This window comes from Eubacterium sp. F2 (assembly GCF_046244355.1).
In the GTDB taxonomy this organism is placed as follows: Bacteria; Bacillota; Clostridia; order Peptostreptococcales; family Anaerovoracaceae; genus Aminicella.
The window spans coordinates 440,753-457,332 of sequence record NZ_CP176393.1; the positions used below are offsets into that span (position 1 = coordinate 440,753).

The window sequence follows — 16,580 nt, forward strand, 5'->3', positions numbered from 1 at the left end:
GGATCACCTACCTGTCGTAATACTTCTCAATCAGCTTGTCATCAATTCTCTTCAGCTCGCTCTTCGGCAGGATCTTCAGCAGATCCCAGCCCAGATCAAGCGTCTCTTCAATGCTTCTGTCCGTGTCATTTCCCTGAGAGACGTAGCGTTTCTCGAATTCATCACTGAACTTCGCGTACTTCAGGTCGGTCTCTGTCAGTGCGGCTTCACCGAGGATGGTGGCCAGCTCCAGACTTTCTTTACCTTTCGCATAGGCGGCGAACAGCTGGTTCATGGTGTCCGCGTGGTCTTCTCTGGTCTTTCCCTTTCCGATACCTTTATCCTTCAGACGGGACAGGGACGGAAGTACATCGATCGGCGGCTCGATTCCCTTACGGTAAAGCTCCTTGGACAGAATGATCTGTCCCTCGGTGATGTATCCGGTCAGGTCCGGGATCGGGTGCGTGATGTCGCCTTCCGGCATGGTCAGGATCGGGATCAGGGTGATGGATCCGTCATAGCCCTTCTTTCTGCCGGCACGCTCGTACATGGTTGCCAGGTCGGTATAGAGGTAGCCCGGGTAGCCGCGGCGTCCCGGTACTTCCTTACGTGCAGCGGATACTTCACGCAGCGCCTCGGCGTAGTTGGTGATATCGGTCAGGATGACCAGCACGTGCATGCCCAGGTCAAAGGCCAGGTACTCTGCAGCGGTCAGGGCCATTCTCGGGGTTGCGATACGTTCTACGGCCGGGTCGTTCGCCAGGTTCATGAACATGACGGTACGGTCGATGGCTCCAGTTCTTCTGAAGTCGGATGCGAAGTAATCGGCTTCCTCATAGGTAATTCCAATCGCCGCGAAGACAACCGCGAATTTGGATTCTCCACCGTCCAGTACCTTTGCCTGACGGGCAATCTGTGCCGCCAGCTGTGCGTGCGGCAGTCCGGATTCGGAGAAGATCGGCAGCTTCTGTCCTCTTACCAGAGTGTTCAGTCCGTCAATTGCGGATACTCCGGTCTGAATGAACTCTGCCGGGTAGTCTCTGGCCGCCGGGTTCATCGCCAGTCCGTTGATGTCCAGGGATTTTTCCGGAATGATGTCCGGACCGCCGTCTGCCGGGCGTCCCATACCATCGAACACACGTCCGAGGATTTCCGGGGAAACCTTCAGCTCGGTTCCTTTTCCAAGGAAACGGACGGAACTTTCCTTCAGGTTGATTCCCGCCGCACTCTCAAAAAGCTGGACCAGAACGTCTCCGCCGTTAATTTCCAGAACCTTGCACAGACGCTTCTCGCCGTTCTGCAGGAGGATTTCTCCCAGCTCATCATAGGTAGCGCCTTCTACATCTTTTACCAGCATCAGAGGGCCGGCAACTTCTGATATTGTTTTATATTCCTTAATCATCGTTCTCCGCCTCCTCTGCGATCAGCGCCTGAATGCTGTCTTTCAGCTCCTGCATCAGGCTGTCATAGGCGCCGTCAACCTTGTCTTCTTCCAGATATTTAAAACGTCCGATTTTCTCCTTGACCGGGAGTGTTTCCAGTTTATTGAACGGGGCTCCTTTGCCGACGCCGTCAACGGCCAGATCAAAGTAGCTCAGGATCAGCTTCAGCATCTTATACTGCTTATTCATGGAAGAATAGGTATCGATGTCGTGGAAAGCGTTCTGGTGCAGGTAGTCCTCACGGATGGACTTGCAGGCATCCAGTTTTACACGGTCTTCCAGTGACAGGGCATCTACACCGACCAGCTGTACGATTTCGTTCAGGTTGGCCTCTTCCTGCAGCAGCCTCAGTGCCTGGGCACGGAGTTTCGGGAACTCCTTATTCACGTTCTTCTCAAACCACGGGGTCAGACGGTCAACATACAGGGAGTAACTCTGCAGCCAGTCGATCGCCGGGAAGTGACGCTCATGCGCCAGGGTCGCGGACAGACACCAGAATACCTTTACAATTCTCAGGGTCGCCTGTGATACCGGCTCGGAAATATCTCCGCCCGGCGGGGATACGGCTCCGATTGCGCTCAGTGCGCCGATACGGTCATCGGATCCCAGTGTGCGGACTCTTCCGGCACGCTCGTAAAACTGCGCCAGACGGGAACCCAGGTAGGCCGGGTATCCTTCTTCACCAGGCATCTCTTCCAGACGTCCGGACATCTCACGCAGCGCCTCTGCCCAGCGGGAGGTGGAATCCGCCATCAGCGCTACAGAATATCCCATGTCACGGAAGTACTCTGCAATGGTAATTCCGGTGTAAATGGATGCTTCTCGGGCTGCTACCGGCATATCAGATGTATTCGCGATCAGAACGGTTCTCTTCATCAGAGACTCGCCTGTGCGCGGGTCCTTCAGTGCAGGGAACTCGTTCAGTACATCGGTCATCTCATTTCCACGCTCGCCGCAGCCGATGTAAACAACGATGTCCGCGTCCGCCCATTTTGCCAGCTGATGCTGTACAACGGTCTTTCCGGATCCGAACGGTCCCGGAACCGCGGCAACTCCGCCCTTTGCGATCGGGAACATCGTATCAATGACACGCTGTCCGGTGATCAGCGGCATGTCCGGAACGAGCTTTTCTTTATATGGTCTGCCGACACGGACCGGCCATTTCTGCATCAGGGTCAGTTCCTTCTCTTCACCGCTGTCCAGTTTCAGTACAGCGACCTTCTGGTCGACGGTGTAGGATCCTGCCTCAATGGACACGATCTGACCGCGGAGCGGATACGGAACCATGATCTTATGCTTTACAACGGCGGTTTCATCTACCGTTCCGATTACATCTCCGGACTCAACCTCATCACCGGCCTTGACGCACGGTGTGAATTCCCATTTCTTTTCACGGTCGAGAGCCGGCACCTGGATACCTCTAGTGATATTCGGGCCAACCTTCTCATACATTGTTTCCAGCGGACGCTGAATTCCATCGTAAATATTTTCAATCAGTCCCGGCCCCAGCTCTACAGAAAGCTGTGCGCCTGTGCTGACCACCGGCGCTCCCGGTCCGATTCCTGCTGTTTCCTCGTAAACCTGAATAGATGCATCGCCTCCGCGCATCTCGATGATCTCACCGATCAGTCCCAGATCACCAACGCGGACTACGTCGAACATATCCGCATCTTCCATGCCGGATGCAACGACCAGAGGTCCAGAAACCTTCGTAATTGTTCCCTGCGCCATCTATTTCTCACCTCCAAATAATATATCTGCTCCGACAGCTCTTTCCACGGCTTTGCTGACATTTCTCAGTCCCTCGCCGGTGGCTCCGTTTCTGTCCGGGATCGTAATGATCGCCGGAAGCATCATATCTTTATATTTATCAACTTCATTCGGGATCTCCGCCGCGATTTTCTCCGTAATATACAGAATCGCGTAGTCCTCTTCTGCCAGCTTATGCACCAGCTTCCGGGCCTCATCCCCTGAACTGACAGGGAACACAGACAGGCCTACCGACTGAAATCCCAGGACAGACGCTCTGTCCCCGATAACACCGACCTTATACATATGGTTCCCTTATCCTTTCTTCTATTTCATCCGGATCGAACCCGAACTGGCTGCCCATCAGCGCAATCCGAAGATTCGAAAGTTCCTGGTGCTTGGCGAACCAGAATCCTTCAATCGGAACGATTCCGAACGGCTCATACTTTGCTTTTCTCACATGGTCCATGACCGCATCATCCCGGAGCCGCTCAAACAGCCCGAAACTTCCCGTTTCCTTCAGCGCCTTACCGCCTTCGGTGAATGCCTGCTGGAATCCGTACGGCGCCAGCCTTTCTCCGACACGGGAGTACGCCTCTTCATAACAGGAAATCAGAAGCTGAAGCGGGATGTTTCCACCGCTGATGAACAGGTCCTTAAACGCAGACCACGGTTTCCCCATGCTGCGGAAGCGGACGAACACGCCCAGATTCACCGCGTCGATCTGCCGGCGCACCAGTTCCTCCATGAACGGTTCCTCCATCGCGGTCACATCATCCAGCATCTGCTTATAGCAAGCCTTATCCAGGATCAGGTCGATGGCCTGCGGATCATGCCCTCTTCCGAAGGTGTCCGCGGCATCCGCAATGGCCTTTTTCAGCCCTTCCGGCATTCCCGATCCGCTGCGCTCTCTGATCAGCAGTTCCATCTTCTCGGCCGGGATACTTCCCGCATCCGACATCATGGCCGGATCCGGCGTTTTCCCCAGCGCCTCTGCCTTCAGGCAGACCTTGGCGTTGTGAAAATCCGACGGATAAAGATTGAATGCCAGTTCCGAAGGATCTGGAACCGTGCTGAATACGATTTCATGCAGCTTTTCCTCTTCCCGGTGCAGAAACGGGTCGATTCCGCCCGCCTTCAGCTCCTTGGACTCCTCATAGCCGAACTCTCTCAGCATGGCCTCCGCGGCCTCCAGATCGCGGCTTCCCGCAATGCGCATCAGGTCCTTGCGCGTCATCAGATGCCTGGTGAAATTTCCAATGTATGAGTCTGCAAAGATGTAATCTGTCTCTTTTCTCTTTGCCATACCAATTTCTCCCTATTGCACGCGGAACAGAATCTCCGCCGCCTTTTCCGCCAGTTCCTCCCTGGCCTCCTTGGCGAAACTTTCGATCGTTCCGTTGATGTATACCTTTCCATCGCGCAGCATCAGTCCGCCGGAAAACGGTCTTGTCTCCTCAGAAAGTGTGAACGCACTTCCCGGGATTTCCTTCTTCAGCGCCTTCATCAGCGCCTCACCGACCTTTTCGCGGTCCCGCGCGTTCAGGATGACTTCAGCTTTCTTCAGGCCCGTTTCCGCAGCGATTCCGGTAAGAAACTCAACATATTCTCCCGGCTCAAGATCCGCCGCCTCTTCCGCAGCCTTAGAAAAGCACGCGTTCAGTTTTTCCTGCTTCGTCTGCAGGAGCAGCTTGCGGCTGTCGATATCCGCGACCGACTGTCTGCGGCTGATGACTTTCAGCTTATCTTCCTTTCCGCGCTGCTCCGCGTCTTTTACCTTCTGATCTGCCTCCTGCTGCGCCCGGCTTACGATTTCGTCTGCCTGCTTCTGTGCGTCTTCCGCGATGGACCTGGCCTGCATTTCTGCATCTTCTATAATTTTCGATGTAATCTTTTCAATACTCATTTGTCCACGTCCTATCTCTTGCTCACTGCTTTTTGACAAAAGTTAAAAACCAAGGTTGAACAGCATCAGCAGGGAAACGAGCAGTGCGAAAATTGCATAAGTCTCTACCATTGCCGCGTAGATAATTCCTTTACCCATCTGATCCTCTCTCTTGCCGAGAAGCATGATTCCGGATGCTGCAGCCTTGCCCTGTGCAATACCGGACCAGATACCTACGATACAGATCGGAAGCGAGCATACGAAGATGTATAATCCCTGCGCCATGGAGAGGTCTTTCATTCCGCCGCCTCCGAGCAGTCCGATTTTAATGAAAATAAGGAATGTAACGATCAGTCCGTAAATTCCCTGTGTACCAGGCAGAGCCTGTAAAATCAATGTACGGCCGAATTTCTTAGGATCTTCCGCAACAACTCCGGCTGCGGCCTGTCCGGCGATACCAACGCCCATTGCGCTTCCTACGCCTGCGAGAGCGGCTACTGCCGCGCCGATCAGAGCCCATACATTTCCACTCATGATAAATACCTCCATGAAAACTAGTCTGTTAATCTTACATATTTAGTGTTTCTCCGGAACGGGTTGAACGGTTCGCCGCCGTCCTCATAGAACTTTCCGAAGAATTCGATATACTGCAGTCTGCTTGTATGTACAAACGAGCCCAGTGCGTTGATGGCCAGGTTAAAGATATGGCCGATAACAAACACGATGAGCAGGATGATTGCACCCTTGATTCCGCCGCCGGACAGTGTTCCGATGGTGTTGACAACCTGGGCGATTACTCCTGTTGCAAGTCCCAGTGCAAGCAGTCTCGCATAGGAAAGAATATCGGACAGGAATCCTGTGATGTTGTAAATCGCGGTGATGCCGCCGATTACCTTTCCGAATCCCTTCTTATCTCTGCCTCCGGTGAGAAGCAGAATGATGAAGCCGGCAATCATGATGTACTCTCCGGCCTTGAATCCGCTTGTGCTCTTTCCATTCAGCACGATCATCAGAATAATTCCTCCGATTACCATGTACCAGGAGAAATCATCGAATACCGCATCCCAGAAGTGGCCTCTTCTGATCTTCATTCCGGCATCCAGTCCCATTCCCAGGAAGATATGGACAATGCCAAGTCCCAGGGAGAAAATCAGGAGTTTGGTCGGATTGGAGATCGGATCGAACCAGATCGGCTTAATCGCGGCATTGGAATGGAAGAAGGTAGTCGCTATTGCATTGACACTGTTTCCAAACCATCCGCCGAACATCGCTCCCCAGAAAATTGTGGAAATTCCGCAGTACATGAACATTTTCACCATATGATACAGATTTCCCTCACTTTTAAACTTATGGAGTATCACTGCCGTTGCAATGGTCAGCAGAATTCCGTAACCCGCATCACTCAGCATCATGCCGAAGAAGCATGCGTAGAAAATGGAGAACCATCTGGTCGGGTCAATTCCGTGATAATCCGGAAGGGAATACATCTCGGTTACTGACTCGAACGGAGCCACGAAGGCATTGTTCTTCAGGAGAACCGGAACGGTCTCGCCTTCCTGCGGATCTTCAAAAAGATAATAACAGTCACAGGAATCAAGCATTTTTTTCGCGGCTGTCATGCATCCTTCCGGGATCCATCCGGTCAGACGGAAGGTCCTCTTCGTCTGCAGAAGCTTTCCTTTCAGAATCTCCTGGTCACGTTCCATGATCAGCTGATCATGCAGACATTCAATATCGTTTTTCTGTCCGTAGCGGTCTGCAATCTGCCCGCCGATTTTTTCAATCTCGCCGGAAAGTTCTGCAATTTCATTATGCAGACGTACCTCGGCTTCTGCCGCCGTATCCGGGAAATCCGGGAAGGCCGCTGCTGTGAATCCGCGCTGCTTCAGCGCATCTTCCGTGTCTGCCGTATCCGGCTTCCATGTAATCAGCAGCAGATAGCGGTATTCCTTATCTTCGTTGACTTTTTCCAGAACGGCCGTTTCACTGACTTCTGCTGCGGCGCTCTGAAGATCTTCCAGTGCGATGTTTACAGGAACGACGCCCAGTGTGAAATCGGTACACCGTGTTCCGGTGAAGTTCAGCGGAATGGAATATGGCTTCCATGGAATGACTGAACTCAGTTCCGATTCTTTTCTGTTGCGCTGTTCATTCAGCCTGCGGATCTGTTCTTTCAATTCCAGGATTCCGTTTGTTTCCTCTGTAAACTCAGCCTTATGCTGCAGAACAGTCTGAAAGTCGGCTTTCTTCATCTCCCTTCTCGTAAAGAAGAGCGGTGATTTTACCGGACTGTGCTCCTTCAGGGCTTCGATCGCAGTCTCTGTATCAGAAATTTTCTGTTCCAGTTCTGCCGCTGCCGGATTTTCTCCCAGCGCCTGCATCTCCTGCTGTTCTGCGCCGCCCTGTGGATCCTCATCCGTAACTTCCAGTGCTCCGAGATTCATCAGTTTCGAAACGAATTGCTCTTTCTCAGTGTCAAGGCCGATTACAGACAGTCTTTTCATCTTTACGATTGACACTTTCGATTCACGATCCTTTCTTTAATCAGCCGGACGGCTTCCTCTGAATTCCGGTCTGCAGATTCTGCGACTGCCGCGCACTCTGCTTCTGCCTTACGCATGGAAGCTTCATAATTCTTTTCCGCTTCCTCCGTTCCTTCCCGGATCAGTGCGTCATAAATCGTTCCGGCTCTCGCGTCCGCGTCTGAAATCAATGCGTCCGCTTTTCTGCGGCTCTCGGCAAGCCGCTCTTTTCCATCCGCGGCCGCCTGCTGCACGATTTCTTCCGCTCTGCTTTCTGCAGCCCGGACATCATCGAGCTCCTTATCGAACATACTGCGCCTCCTTCCTGTCTCATGCGAGACTGATGCCGTACATGAATATTTTTACGGACAATATAGTGTCCGTATGATAAACGACAGTCTTTCTCCCCCTTTCCACATGCTGATGCGCTGATGGGGGCCGGCAGTTCTGCTGCCGTCTTGATGCAGAACAATAAAATGAGAAAATATCATCTATTCTCACTTGCCTTATATTACTTATAATATAGCAAATCAAAAATAAAATCCATCCCTTTATGTACCTGCTCACATACAATTCGTTAAAAAAATATCAGAATGTTCGGGAAGAAAATGTTCCAGACCTCCATCTTCTTGCATATTATTCATGTACAGAAATAGATACTTCTATCTTTTACCCCTATTTTACCATAGGCAAACAAAATAATCATGATTATTTTTTGTGTTGATATCAATATCACCAATTTTTCCCTAGTGTCTTACTAGGGAACCTTCTTCATAATATACAAAAATCATTCATATTCCAACGGTTCAAAAAAAGGGCGCGGCGAAAAATTTCCGTTTTTCCACTGCACCCTTTTTTCATGTATTTTTATGTTTATTTTTCAGACATGACTTTTTCTGCCAAACTGAGGATTCTTTTCATGCGATTATTGACTCCGGACTTCCCCAGAGGCGGATCGGTCATCTCACCCAGCTGTGTCAGGCTGGCTTCTGGATTGCTTATCCTCAGATCGGCAAGTTCTTTCAATTTCTCCGACATCCGGTCATACTGCCCCGACTGCTTCAGGCTGCGGATGGCACGGAGCTGTTTTTCCGAGGCATCCAGGGTCCGGTCTGTATTGGCATTGTCACAGTTTAATATTCTCGTTGTCTGATTGAAGACGGATTTCTGCACGCGGACATTTTCAAAGGCCAGCATCTGGGCGTGCGCTCCCATCAGCGCCAGCACATCACTGATGTACTGTGAGTTTTTCATATAGACGACCCAGCGGTTTCTGCGCTGCACCACCTTGACCGACAGATCCTCAAAGGAATTGATCATTTTCTTCAGATCGTTCGCCAGCGTCCTGCTTTCACAGGCAAATTCCAGATGGTAGCTTTTTTCCGGATCGCTGATGCTCCCGGTTCCCATGAACATCCCCCGCATATAGGCACGCTTGCAGCACTTTTTACGGATCAGCTCCTCATAGATTCCATCACTGATGTAGTTATTTCCTTCCCGCACCAGAAGGATTCCTGTCTCTCTCAGAATGGACTCGCTGTGGTTTTCTGGGCTGATGGTCAGCATATAGGTATGGCCTTTTTTCAGGGCCTCTGCGCCGCCTACTTCCAGTTTCGCATCGATCTGGAAATACTCCCGGATCAGCCGTTTATAGTGTCTTGCGATGGCCGGATTATCTGTGGCGATCACGATGGTGAAGTTTCCGCCGCCGGTCAGCCTCAGACTTCCGGACACACGAAGAAAGCCGGCGATTTCCGCCAGCTGGTCGCATTTCTTCTCCGGTTCTACTCTTGCGAGTTCATTTTTTGTCTCTGATGAAAATGACAATCCGCTCTCATCCTCCTGTATCTCTACTGCTTATTTCTGCATCTCACGATGATGGACAAACACATGGTATCCCTGCTTATGGAAGAAGTTCGCTGCTGCATTGGCGACAACGACAGAACGGTGCTGTCCTCCCGTGCAGCCGAAGTATATATTCAGATGATACTTTCCCTCTTTAATGTAGCAGGGAATCAGCATGGTCAGCATTTCTTCCACGGAATCAAGGAATTTACCCGTTATCTCCTGCCGCATAACATAGTCTCGGACCTTCCGGTTGTTTCCGGTAAGTTTCCTCAGCGACTTTACATAATATGGGTTGGGGATAAACCGCACATCAAAAATAAGATCGGCATCCGGCGGAAGTCCGTATTTAAATCCGAATGAAGCAATCGAAAGCGCGAACTGACTCTGCACTTCTTCTCCGGAGCCAAAGCTTCTCTGCATAAGATGCTGAAACTGGGAAACTTTCAGACTGCTGGTATCGATGATGACATCGGCATGGCCGCGGAAGGGTTCCAGCATTGCGCGTTCCTTCGCAATTGCCTGGGCAGTGGTCATTCCCTGGGCCAGCGGATGCGTTCTTCGGGTCTCGCTGAAACGGCGGATCAGTGTGTCATCGGACGCTTCCAGGAATAAAAGCCTGAGGTTAACATCCTGACGCTCGGTGAGATGATGAACCGCTCCGTTCAGATCCTGGAAAAACTGCTCACTCCTGATATCCACAACAAAAGCAGCCTTCCGGATTTTCTGTTTTCCGCTCATCTGCGCCAGATCCAGGAAATTCCGGATCAGAAGCGGCGGCATATTATCAATACAGTACCAGCCCTGATCCTCGAACCAGTCCGCCGCCTGTGTCTTTCCGGCGCCGGACAGGCCTGTAATCAGGACAACTTCCATCGGTTTATCCGCAGTCATGACGTTCACCCCTTTTTCTTCATGTGCGCGGTGCCGCGCCGCGTATATCGCATATATGATCTCTGTTCCTATTCTTCAGATACCCGTTCGATGTTCACGATCCGTTCGAACTCCAGCCCGGCATCTGCCGCTCTCTGCAGTCCGTTTTCATAGGATCCGACAGCCGCCGGTGTATGGGCATCACTGTCAATAATGAACAGGACGTCCTCTTTCATCGCTTCACGGATTTCCTCCACGGTCAGGTGCTGATGACGGGAATTGATCTCCATTAAGGTTTTGGTTTCCGCACAGGCCTTCGCGACTTCGGTCATGTCCACCGGACCCTTGTCTCCCGGATGGGTCAGAACCTTGATGTCGTTCTCATACAGTGCGCGGATGTACATATCTGTGTTGGCAGCCACAAGCCGGCTTCTCCTTGCGCCGGTCGAACTTTGTCCTCCCAGATGGTTCGCCGTGCTGTGGCAGTGCATCACACCATAGTGATATCCCGCCAGCAGAAAATCAAACTGTCCCTGCTCGTCTTTCTGAAGATCCAGACCGTTGTCGGATTCCATGATGTTGGCTTCTACGCTGAGGTAGATATCCATGTCTGGGTACAACTTCTTCTCCCGCTCGATTTCCGCGCGCATCTCCGGGATTTTACTCCTCTTCAGTCCGTACATGTAGTGTCCCGGACCGTGGTCGGAAATAGCGATGCCCTGCAGTCCCTGCTGACGCGCCGCGACGATGTTCTGGTCGATTGTTCCCTTTCCGTGCGGCATAATCCAGCCGTGGGAATAGCGGGTGTGTGTGTGCAGATCATAGGTCATCCGGTACTCTGCGATATCGATACTCACCTTATCTGCCTTCTTTCTCATTCTTTTCAGCCGGGCCGCCGACAATCCGGACTTCCGGCTCCATCTCCACGCCGAAACGGTCTTTTACCGTATTCTGCACCAGATGCATCAGTTTCAGAATGTCATCGGCCGTCGCTCCGCCGCGGTTGATCATGAAACCGCTGTGCTTGGCGCTGATCTGCGCACCGCCGACCGATGCCCCTTTCAGACCCGCGTCCTGAATCAGCTTGCCCGCGAAATATCCCTCCGGACGCTTGAAAAAGCTTCCTGCACTCGGATACTGCAGCGGCTGTTTGCTGTTTCTCTTCTGCATGAACTCCTGCATGGCGCTCAGAATGTCTGCGCGGTCAGCCGTGGTCAGCTTCAGCGTGACGGATACGACCACTTCCCCGGTCTTCTGAATGCGGCTCATCCGGTAGCCCAGCTGAAGGTCCTCATTGCTCAGTGTGCAGATTTCCTGTCCGTCGGCACTGACGACCTGCACCGATTCGATCAGCTGCTTCATCTCACCGCCATAAGCGCCGGCATTCATGAAGACCGCTCCGCCGATACTTCCCGGAATACCGGAAATCGGCTCCATCCCGGAAAGTCCGTGCTCCATGGCCTCATGAGCAGCAGCGGAAATCAGCGCCGCGCTCCCGCAGATCAGCCGCTCGCCGTCTACTTTTATGGAAGAGAAAGCATCGCCCAGATGAATCACCGTTCCGTGATAGCCTTCATCTCTGAAAATCGTGTTGCTTCCATTTCCCAGAAGCAGATATTCCTCTCCGCTGCGCTGCAGCTTCTGCAGAATCTCCTGCAGCTCCTCCGTGGATTCTGGCACAGCCATTGTATCCGCACAGCCTCCCGCACGGAAAGATGTATATTCTCTCATGTCCACATCGTGCATGATCTTCATTTCAATATATCCTTTCTGTCTGCATCGTATACGTTGAAATCGATATACTCGTCAGTTTTCTCCTTATATCCCCTGAAACGCAGGCGTTTCCCTGTATTCCGGTCAAAATAGTAGGTGATGATGGCAAATGTCGGAACACCGAGCACCATGCCCGCAACGCCGAACAGCCCGCCGCCGACAATGATCGCGAACATGACCCAGAAACTTGCCAGTCCAGTAGAATCACCCAGGATCTTCGGTCCCAGAATGTTTCCGTCGAACTGCTGCAGGCAGAGAATCATGATCAGGAAGTACAGCGCCTTCAGCGGACTGATCACACAGATCAGAATAGCTGAAGGAATCGCGCCGATAAACGGCCCGAAGAACGGAATAATATTCGTCACGCCGACAATCGTGCTGATCAGCGCCGTGTACGGCAGATGCAGAATCACCATCAGAATGTAGCAGAGGATGCCGATAATGATGGAATCAATGATTTTACCATTGATAAATCCGCCGAATGTCCGGTTGCAGAAACTCCCGAAATTCATGATTTCCTCAGAATGTGCGCGGCTGAAATGAGAAAGAATGAAGCGCTTCATATTGGCCTTCAGCTTCTCTTTTCCGTTCAGCAGATAGACGCTGACGATGACCGCCACCAGAATGTTCAGGAACAGCTTTGCCGTCGCCACAATGCCCTCCGTAAGCCGGACCGCGATACTCCCGCTTCCCGGGATCAGCTTCTTCATCGCAAACGCCATCAGACTGTCGAACGCCTTGCGGATAAACCCGTCAATCAACCCGATGATCTCCGGATGCCCGGCCTTTCTGGCCAGGCAGGCAATTCCTCTGGTGAGATCGTCCATACGCCCCGGCAGGATCTTCACGATCGCGACCACACTCTTGATCAGCTGCGGAACGATCAGAGCAATCGCCGCCGCCATCACCGCAAACAGCACGATCAGCGCCACCACACTTCCGATGAAGCGGGAGAATGTCAGCGCCCTTCTCTTGATGCGTGAGAACCCCAGCATCTTCCAGTTCTGCGCGTGCCGGTAGAAGAAGCGGACGGTCACGTTATAGATCGGACAAAGAAGATACGCAAGAACCGCTCCGAGTATAAACGGGAACAGAATTCCGTTCAATGCCTTCAGCCCGGCCATCACCTTACTGAAATCCTTGATAAAGAAATAAAAAAGCAGAACTCCGCTTCCGCCAAGGAACAGGTTCAGTCCCAGCCGAAATGTTTTATCCTGTAATTTATCTTTCACCTTTCTTTCCTCCATGAAACACATACTTCCCTTTATGATACCACAATCCGACCGGAGCATACAATCAGCCGCAGCGGAAGACATCCCAAAAGAAGCATCCAAATGTGATACAATGATAACAGTAAAAGCAGAAAAAATCTAATACAAACGATAAACAAACGATAAATATGCAGCAGCATTGATTTTGAAAAGAATATTTTACAGAAAGGCAGCAGATTCAGCGATGAGAATATTAGTATTCAGTGATACACACGGCAGAATCAACCGTGCAGAAGAAATTTTTAACATTGTATCCGCAGAGGAAGCCGTCACCATGATCTTCCACTGCGGCGACTACCAGAGGGACGCCGATTCCCTGGCCCAGGACCTGAAAGTCCCGGTCATCAGCGTCCCGGGCAACTGCGACGGCAGCATCAGGCGTGACTTCCAGATCGCGACCCTTCCCTCCGGGAAGGTCATGATCATCCACGGCCACACAGAAGGCGTGGACTGGGACTACGGGCGCATCAGCCTCCTGGCAGAAGAACACGGCTGCAATGCCGTCTGCTTCGGCCACACCCACATTCCGGTCAATGATGACACTGGCCGGGTTTATCTGGTCAACCCGGGAAGCCTGACCAACCCGAGAGGCGGAAGCCGCCGCTCCTGCGCCCTCCTGACCTCGGAGCCGGGAAATTTCGACGCAGAAATTCTCTATTATGACGACCTGACCGGAAAAGCGCACGATCCGTCCGCATCCGGCTCCGGAAAGCATGGAAAACGCCGCGGGGGATTCCTGAAAAAAATCATGAATTACAGCGACGGCCAGTAACGGCCGCCAGAGGATTGATTCACACGATCCGGATGCAGACAAAAAGACCGCTGCAGGCTCAGGCAGGCAGCGGTTTTTCTTGTGTTTCTGTTAGTTTTCCGGCGCACAGGCGATATTTTCCGCCATCTGCGCGGCCCTCTCCCGGATGCCCGGACATTCCAGGATGCTCTTCGGGTCGTTGGCCGTTTCCAGCATGCAGAAATGCGGCGGAAGAATAAAATTCTTATTGCAGTTCATGGCTCCCATAACCTGTTCAGCGACGATGTCGCCGCCGCTGTATCCGGAAACCACCAGGGCGTAGACCTTTTTCTCCGAAAAGTCATATGCGCTGTAAAGCGCTGTCAGCCGGTTGAAGAAGGCGGCAATGTTCGCACTTACAGAGTCGTTATAGTTCGGGCAGACCAGCATGATGCTGTTACATTTCAGAAGAGCCGGATAAACCTGCTCCACCATGACACCGCCGTAAAAACAGTCCGCCTTTTCACCGAAATGGCGGCAGGCTTCATAACTGCAGCCTCTGCAGTCGACAACGGCGCCATTCCGCAGAGAAATATCATGGGTCGTGACAGCAGGATTCTTCCGCGTCATCTCCTCTTTAATCATTTCCCAAAGGAGCAGGGTGTTCGAGGTCTTTCTGCTGCTGGCGTGAATCATCAGCACATCCGGCGCCTCCACTTCAGGCAGCCGGAAATCCTTCAGCTTCTGCACAAGAAATCTGGCGCCCCTCCGGAAGGCCTCCGGGATATCCACCTCCATCCGGTGCGCCATCGTCCTCCAGTTATACAGGGAACCGGTTCCCTCGCAGAGTGGTTTTCCCGGAAAGGCACATCCCGCGTCATTGGCGGCAAAAATAATGTCCCGTCCGGTCCTTTTGGTAAACAGTTCGCTTTCTCCGCAGATGAGTACCGCACCGCTCCATCCGTCCATCAGATGCGGATGGGCATGCAGAAATCCATTTAATTCCAGCACCTGCATATTCCACCCAGACATAGGAAGTTCCGCGGCAAACAGAACCTTCAGCTCTCCCCTGCAGCCTTCCGCCTGCTCCTCATTTTTCTCCGCATCCGCTTCCTGCTCTTTCGCCAGGGAGGTTCCCTCCCTCTTCATCAGAAAATCCATAAACGATCTCCCATTTCTGAATTCCCGGTATTCTTCCTCCTGAAGCGCATAATCCAGCGTCTCCTGATACCGTTTCCGCAGTGCTCTGGACCCGTCCAGACTTTCCAGACGAATAACCGCCAGCATTCTTTCCCTCTCCTTTCTGCCACTTTTCTCTGCCGCACAGACCGGAGGATGCCCGGGCGTCTTTCCCAAAGCTCTGCGGTCTGTCTGCCGATAAAAGCAGCTCCGTTCTTTCCTGATTCTTTCTATCTCTGCTGATTTTCCCGCAGCAGCGCAAGCCCCATATACGCGTTCTTCAGCCTGCTGTACAGTGCCTCCGGAACTTCCGGATCATCGATCTGCCATTCTGCGCCCTTCCGGAGACGGTTTTTCACCCCGAAGTAGGCGCCCTTTTCCCGGTTTCCGATATACACAGAACCGTAATGCCAGCGGCCCCGCACCGTCAGCAGGATCGACAGAGCCGCAGAAGAAAAGGCCGGCGCCAGAAAGGGCTTGAAGCCCAGGTCTCTGACTTCCAGATTGGCGTGAGCCGCCTTTTCCGTCAGCGCCCGGGACACCTCATCGTCGTAATCTTCCAGACTGTCCGCCAGCACCAGATCCTCTCCATGGGGTCCGTAAGCACGCCCCTCTGTCAGATAGCGCGCCCAGGCCGGATTTCTCTCCGCAAAATACATGCCTCTGGCATTCATGACGCCCAGGCCGTATCCTTGAATCTGCCCCGGCCGCAGATGCGACGCCTCCAGAAAGGCCCCGCAGAGCGGATCCACCGGATCCGAAACGACACAGACCAGGCCCTGATAATCCGCCTGATCCGCCAGGCCGGCAAAATGCCGGATCAGTCCCCGGTTCGCCTCCATCTGCGCCATCCGTACATCGCCTTTCTGCGATATGTCCGGAACGCCCCTGCTTGCACAGAAAATGAACACATCGCCGTTAAACAGCTCCTCTTCAGAGACCACGCGGATCTCCGGCATCTCCGGGGCGGTCCAGGCCGGAAGCCCGGCTTCCGGATCCCCTTCATCTTCAGAGAAAGGCCAGCGGATCTGATTGACCTCGATTTCAAGTCTTTCGGTCTGTTTCTCATTCAGGTCGCAGATGCCGATCTCTGAGAAAACATCTCCCCCCAGAAGGCGCAGACCGAGGAGAAGATTCGTTCCCACATCGCCTAACGCCAATATGCGTGCCTTCCGTCTTTCCGGCGGGTACAGACCTTTCTCCGCCCAGGAAGGTCCCGCAGAGCCTTCCGCCCGAACGCCGATTTCCTCCGCCAGACGGCGCACGCAGAGAGGCAGCTCCCCTCCGCGGCCGCCGGCAGATCTATGCTCTTGCTCATTAATTTTTGTCATC

Annotated in this window: 16 protein-coding genes; 1 reads left to right on the forward strand and 15 read right to left on the reverse strand. The window is 52.7% G+C overall.

What is annotated here, in order from left to right:
* Positions 1-7: 7 nt before the first annotated feature.
* The 13 genes from ACI77B_RS01745 to ACI77B_RS01805 form a co-directional block, all read right to left on the reverse strand.
* Complete coding sequence (locus tag ACI77B_RS01745; RefSeq protein WP_178262766.1) at positions 8-1,381, reverse strand: V-type ATP synthase subunit B; 1,374 nt, start codon at positions 1,379-1,381, stop codon at positions 8-10.
* Positions 1,374-3,152 carry a V-type ATP synthase subunit A gene (locus tag ACI77B_RS01750; RefSeq protein ID WP_409337103.1) on the reverse strand — a complete coding sequence of 593 codons (1,779 nt, stop codon included), beginning with the start codon at positions 3,150-3,152 and terminating at the stop codon, positions 1,374-1,376. Before ACI77B_RS01750 ends, ACI77B_RS01745 begins: the two co-directional genes overlap by 8 nt.
* Positions 3,153-3,476, reverse strand: coding sequence for a V-type ATP synthase subunit F (locus ACI77B_RS01755; RefSeq protein ID WP_178262768.1), 324 nt, complete (start codon positions 3,474-3,476; stop codon positions 3,153-3,155).
* Complete coding sequence (locus ACI77B_RS01760; protein WP_409337104.1) at positions 3,469-4,476, reverse strand: V-type ATPase subunit; 1,008 nt, start codon at positions 4,474-4,476, stop codon at positions 3,469-3,471. The genes ACI77B_RS01755 and ACI77B_RS01760 overlap by 8 nt, the downstream gene beginning before the upstream one ends.
* A gap of 12 nt (positions 4,477-4,488) precedes the next feature.
* A complete protein-coding gene (locus ACI77B_RS01765; RefSeq protein ID WP_409337105.1) occupies positions 4,489-5,076 on the reverse strand; it encodes a V-type ATP synthase subunit E in 588 nt (195 codons plus the stop codon).
* 42 nt (positions 5,077-5,118) lie between these two features.
* A complete protein-coding gene (locus tag ACI77B_RS01770; protein WP_409337106.1) occupies positions 5,119-5,589 on the reverse strand; it encodes a V-type ATP synthase subunit K in 471 nt (156 codons plus the stop codon).
* Between the two features lie 20 nt (positions 5,590-5,609).
* On the reverse strand, positions 5,610-7,574 hold the full coding sequence (locus ACI77B_RS01775) for a V-type ATP synthase subunit I (RefSeq protein ID WP_409337107.1): 1,965 nt from the start codon (positions 7,572-7,574) through the stop codon (positions 5,610-5,612).
* A complete protein-coding gene (locus ACI77B_RS01780; protein ID WP_409337108.1) occupies positions 7,562-7,888 on the reverse strand; it encodes a hypothetical protein in 327 nt (108 codons plus the stop codon). Before ACI77B_RS01780 ends, ACI77B_RS01775 begins: the two co-directional genes overlap by 13 nt.
* A gap of 562 nt (positions 7,889-8,450) precedes the next feature.
* Complete coding sequence (gene whiA, locus ACI77B_RS01785; protein WP_409337109.1) at positions 8,451-9,404, reverse strand: DNA-binding protein WhiA; 954 nt, start codon at positions 9,402-9,404, stop codon at positions 8,451-8,453.
* 30 nt (positions 9,405-9,434) lie between these two features.
* Positions 9,435-10,316: an RNase adapter RapZ gene (rapZ, locus tag ACI77B_RS01790; protein ID WP_409337110.1), complete on the reverse strand. Its 882-nt coding sequence runs from the start codon at positions 10,314-10,316 to the stop codon at positions 9,435-9,437.
* Positions 10,317-10,384: 68 nt separating this feature from the next.
* Positions 10,385-11,152, reverse strand: coding sequence for a PHP domain-containing protein (locus tag ACI77B_RS01795; RefSeq protein ID WP_409337111.1), 768 nt, complete (start codon positions 11,150-11,152; stop codon positions 10,385-10,387).
* Position 11,153: 1 nt separating this feature from the next.
* Complete coding sequence (gene murB / locus ACI77B_RS01800; protein ID WP_409337112.1) at positions 11,154-12,050, reverse strand: UDP-N-acetylmuramate dehydrogenase; 897 nt, start codon at positions 12,048-12,050, stop codon at positions 11,154-11,156.
* Positions 12,047-13,300 carry an AI-2E family transporter gene (locus tag ACI77B_RS01805; protein WP_409337113.1) on the reverse strand — a complete coding sequence of 418 codons (1,254 nt, stop codon included), beginning with the start codon at positions 13,298-13,300 and terminating at the stop codon, positions 12,047-12,049. Before ACI77B_RS01805 ends, murB begins: the two co-directional genes overlap by 4 nt.
* 223 nt (positions 13,301-13,523) lie before the next feature.
* Here ACI77B_RS01805 and ACI77B_RS01810 point away from each other — a divergent pair, with 223 nt between their 5' ends.
* Positions 13,524-14,111 (forward strand): metallophosphoesterase family protein, encoded by a 588-nt coding sequence (locus ACI77B_RS01810; protein ID WP_409337114.1) that lies wholly within the window; start codon positions 13,524-13,526, stop codon positions 14,109-14,111.
* Positions 14,112-14,201: 90 nt separating this feature from the next.
* Here ACI77B_RS01810 and ACI77B_RS01815 read toward each other — a convergent pair whose 3' ends face one another.
* Positions 14,202-15,356: a flavodoxin family protein gene (locus ACI77B_RS01815; RefSeq protein WP_409337115.1), complete on the reverse strand. Its 1,155-nt coding sequence runs from the start codon at positions 15,354-15,356 to the stop codon at positions 14,202-14,204.
* 122 nt (positions 15,357-15,478) lie between these two features.
* The gene (locus ACI77B_RS01820) at positions 15,479-16,579 is read right to left on the reverse strand and encodes a lactate dehydrogenase (protein ID WP_409337116.1); all 1,101 of its coding nucleotides are present in this window, start codon (positions 16,577-16,579) and stop codon (positions 15,479-15,481) included.
* Between the last annotated feature and the right edge of the window lies 1 nt (position 16,580).